Source organism: Streptomyces sp. NPDC060194, assembly GCF_042728285.1.
GTDB lineage: Bacteria > Actinomycetota > Actinomycetes > Streptomycetales > Streptomycetaceae > Streptomyces.
Window position 1 is genome coordinate 1 of the sequence record NZ_JBHWZH010000253.1, and the last position, 3,964, is coordinate 3,964.

Below are 3,964 nucleotides of genomic sequence, written 5' to 3' on the forward strand. Positions count from 1 at the left end.
CCGCGGACCGGGGTCCGCGGGGCTCTCCGCCGAGGTCGTCGCCTCGGTTCCTCAGTCGTTCACGGCCGCGTTGCCGAAGGCCGGGTTCAGGAGGCCGATCACGTTGACGCTGTTGCCCGAGAGGTTCACCGGGACGTTCACCGGGACCTGCACCAGGTTGCCGGAGCCGACGCCCGGGGAGTGGGCGGCCTCGCCCGCCGCGTCCGCGTCGGCGAACGCGGAGCCTGCGGAGGCGCCGACCGCGAGACCGGTGACGGCGAGGGCCAGGGCGGCCTTCTTGGCAGAGTTCATGAGACGTGTTCCTCCTACGGGGTCCGGGAGCTCGCCCCGGACCGTGCATTGCGGTACGACCCCGGCGTCGGGGTCGTACAGGGAGAACGGCTGAGCCATCCGGGGGACACGGCCCGGCTCGACGTTCCCTCGTTCGGATCACCCGCCCGTTCGGATCACCCGTTGAGGCCGAGGTTGCCGAAGGCGGGGTTGAGCGCGCCGATGACGTTGACGGTGTTGCCGACGACGTTCACCGGGACGTGGACCGGGGCCTGGACGAGGTTGCCGGACAGGACGCCGGGCGAGTGGGTGGCGGAGCCGACGGCCTGGCTGCCGCCGGGGTTGCCCGGGGTGCCGGGGCCGCCGGGGTGGCCGGTGGCGGAGGCGGCGCCCGCGCTCGCGGCGACCAGTCCGCCGGCGATCATGGTGAGGGCGGCGGCCTTCTTCAGGTTCTTCACGGGTCGGTTCCTCCTCCTGGGGGCCGCGGCCGGTCGCCGCGACGCGCACTGGAGAACGCCCGTCCGCCGGACGGGGTACGGCGGACGGGGTCCGACCACCCGACCGTATGAATTTCGCCCCGGACGGGAACCGCGGCCCGCACGGCATCGCGGCCCCGGGCCGCCACCGCAGCCGCCCGCACCTCCCGCCCGTCACGACCCGACCGCGTCAGTCGGCCATCCCGTGTCGCACGGCCCAGAGCGCGGCCTGGGTGCGGTCGGAGAGGTCCAGCTTCATCAGGATGTTCGAGACGTGCGTCTTGACGGTCTTCTCCGAGAGCACGAGCGCCCGGGCGATCTCGCGGTTGGAGCGGCCGTCGGCGATCAGGGCGAGTACCTCGCGCTCGCGTTCGGTGAGCGAGGTCCCCCGGCCCTGGCCGCCGCCGGCCCCCTCCTGCGCGAGCAGCGCGCCGGCGACCTCGGGCTGGAGCAGGACGTGCCCGGCGTGCACGGAGCGGATCGCCCCGGCGAGCGCCTCGGGGTCGACGTCCTTGTAGACGTAGCCCGAGGCGCCGGCCCGCAGGGCGGGCACGACGGTGCGCTGCTCGGTGAAGCTGGTGACGATCAGGACCCGGGCGGGGTTGCCGAGCGAGCGCAGGGTGCGCAGCGCCTCGACGCCGTCCATGCCGGGCATCTTGAGGTCCATCAGGACGACGTCGGGCCGCAGTTCCTCGGCCAGCCGTACGCCCTCCTCGCCGTCGGCGGCCTCGCCGACGACCTCGATGTCGTCCTGGACCTCCAGGAAGGTGCGCAGGCCGCGGCGGACGACCTGGTGGTCGTCGACGAGCAGGACGTGAATGCTGCTGCTGCGGGCCTCGTCGCGGTCAGCCGCCACCGGGCACCTCCATCTCGATCGTGGTGCCCTTCCCGGGCCCGGACTGCACGGTGAGCCGCCCGCCGACGCCGCTGGCGCGGTCGCGCATGGAGACCAGGCCCAGGTGGCGGCCGGCCAGCCGCTCCGCGGCGGGCTCGAAGCCGCGGCCGTCGTCGGTGACCCGGAGCGCGGCGCCACCGCCGCGCCGCTCGAGGACGACGTCGACGTGGCGCCCGCCGGAGTGCCGCAGGGCGTTGTGCAGGGCCTCCTGGGCGACCCGCAGCAGGGCGTCCTCCTGGGCGGCCGGCAGGGCGCGGGTGCCGTGGCTGGTGAAGGTGACACGGGCGGTGTGGGCGCGGTCGAGGACGCGGACCTGGGCGGCGAGGGTGGCGACGAGGCCGTCCTCGTCGAGGGCGGCGGGGCGCAGTTCGACGACGGCCGAGCGGAGCTCGTCGGCGGCCTCGGCGGCGAGCGCGGCGATCTGCTGGAGCTCGCCCTTGGCGCGGGCGGGGTCGCGGTCGACGAGCGCGGAGGCGGCCTGGGCGGTGAGGCGGAGCGAGAAGAGCTTCTGACTGACGGCGTCGTGGAGCTCGTGGGCGAGCCGGGAGCGCTCCTGGGTGAGGGTGAGCTCGCGACTGCGTTCGTAGAGGCGGGCGTTGGTGAGGGCTATGGCGGCGTGCTGGGCGAGGATGCCGAGCAGGTCCTCGTCGTCGGCGGTGAAGCCGCAGCCGCCCCCGGGCTTGGGGCAGCGCTTGTTGGCGAGGAACAGCGCGCCGATGACCTCGTCGCCGTCCTTGACGGGCAGGCCGAGGAAGTCGGACATCTCCGGGTGGGCGTCGGGCCAGCCCTCGAAGCGGGGGTCCTCGCGCACGTCCGCGAGGCGTTCGGTCTCGGCGCCCTGGAGCATCGCGGCGAGGATGCCGTGCTGGCGGGGCAGCGGGCCGATGGCCTTCCACTGCTCCTCGCCGACGCCGTCGACGACGAACTGGGCGAAGCCGCCGTGGTCGTCGGGCACCCCGAGGGCCGCGTACTCGGCGTCGAGGAGCTCGCGGGCGGAGGCGACGATCGTCTTGAGGACGTCGCGCACCTCCAGGTGGCGGCTCATCGCCAGCAGCGCGGCGCTGACGGCGGCAAGTCCGGATCTCGGTCCGTGGCTCATGGACGCCACGCTACCGGCGGGCCGCGCCGCCGCGGATCGGGCCGGGGGCCTAGGGCGCAGGACGGAGCGCCGTTGCGGTGTGCATCGCAGGTGCAACGGAAGGTGACGGAGGCCCGCGCGGGGTGTGAGGCGGGGCATAGGACGCAGGTCACGTACGAAGCGGCGTAGTGGTGCCGTAAGGGCCCCCGGGGCAGGGACCAAGGGCCCGGACGGACGGCCCGGGCGGCGGGTGACAACTATCCCGGGTCGTACGTCACATCGTTGCGGGCCGATTTTGCGCCCGCTAAGAATGGCGACCGCCACGGTGCACTGCTCGCACCGCGGCACCGCTATGCGAAGAGGTTCTCCCCCATGACCAAGCACGTCGCCCGTGGTCGAGTGACCAAGGCCCACAAGTTCTCGCTCGCCGGTGTCGCCACCCTGGGCGCCGCCGCTCTCGCCCTGACCGTGGTGCCGGGCAACGACTCCACCGAGGCGCAGGCCGCTCCGGCGAGCTCGGCCTCGCTGCAGTCGGTGGCCTACACGGGGACGGCGGGCTCGATGAGCAAGGCCGTGGCGGAGCAGAAGGGCCACGCCGACTCGCGTGCGAAGGCGGACGCGGCGAAGAAGGCCGCCGAGGCGAAGCGCAAGGCCGAGCAGAAGAAGGCGGCCGAGCGCAAGGCGGCGGAGCGGAAGCGGGCCGAGGAGCAGCGCAGGGCCGCCGAGGCGAAGAAGGCGGCCGAGGCGAAGGCCGCCGCCGAGCGCGAGGCGCAGGAGCAGGCCGCGAGCCGTTCCGCCGAGCGCCGGGCCGCCCCGGCCCCCGCCACCGCCGAGCCGGCCGCCGCGCCCGCGGCGAAGAGCTACGGCGACAACCTCGACGGCTGGATCAACGAGGCGCTGGACATCATGTCCGCCAACGGCATCCCCGGCTCCTACGACGGGATCCACCGCAACATCATGCGCGAGTCGGGCGGCAACCCGAACGCGATCAACAACTACGACATCAACGCGCAGAACGGCACCCCGTCGATCGGTCTGCTCCAGGTCATTCAGCCGACCTTCGAGGCGTACCACGTCGCCGGCACGGCGAACGACGTGCGCGACCCCGTCGCCAACATCGTCGCCGCGTGCAACTACGCGGCCGACAACTACGGCTCGATCGACAACGTCGACAGCGCGTACTGAGCGGACCGCGCGGGGAGTCCCGTAGGGCGCATGCGCGAGGGCGGCCACCCGGTCATCGGG

5 protein-coding genes are annotated in these 3,964 nt (G+C 73.8%); 1 reads left to right on the forward strand and 4 read right to left on the reverse strand.

Annotated elements, in window-relative coordinates:
• Positions 1–51: 51 nt before the first annotated feature.
• The 4 genes from ACFWEG_RS28460 to ACFWEG_RS28475 form a co-directional block, all read right to left on the reverse strand.
• Positions 52–291: a chaplin family protein gene (locus ACFWEG_RS28460; protein WP_387220838.1), complete on the reverse strand. Its 240-nt coding sequence runs from the start codon at positions 289–291 to the stop codon at positions 52–54.
• Positions 292–446: 155 nt separating this feature from the next.
• Positions 447–728: a chaplin gene (locus tag ACFWEG_RS28465; protein ID WP_387220840.1), complete on the reverse strand. Its 282-nt coding sequence runs from the start codon at positions 726–728 to the stop codon at positions 447–449.
• A gap of 208 nt (positions 729–936) precedes the next feature.
• The gene (locus ACFWEG_RS28470; RefSeq protein WP_387220843.1) at positions 937–1,602 is read right to left on the reverse strand and encodes a response regulator; all 666 of its coding nucleotides are present in this window, start codon (positions 1,600–1,602) and stop codon (positions 937–939) included.
• Positions 1,592–2,740, reverse strand: a complete 1,149-nt coding sequence (locus tag ACFWEG_RS28475; protein ID WP_387220846.1) for a GAF domain-containing sensor histidine kinase — start codon at positions 2,738–2,740, stop codon at positions 1,592–1,594. Before ACFWEG_RS28475 ends, ACFWEG_RS28470 begins: the two co-directional genes overlap by 11 nt.
• Before the next feature lie 351 nt (positions 2,741–3,091).
• On the opposite strand from ACFWEG_RS28475, the gene ACFWEG_RS28480 reads away from it, so the two are divergent.
• Entirely contained in the window at positions 3,092–3,904 is an 813-nt protein-coding gene (locus tag ACFWEG_RS28480; RefSeq protein ID WP_387220848.1) for a transglycosylase SLT domain-containing protein, read from the forward strand.
• Positions 3,905–3,964 lie beyond the last annotated feature (60 nt).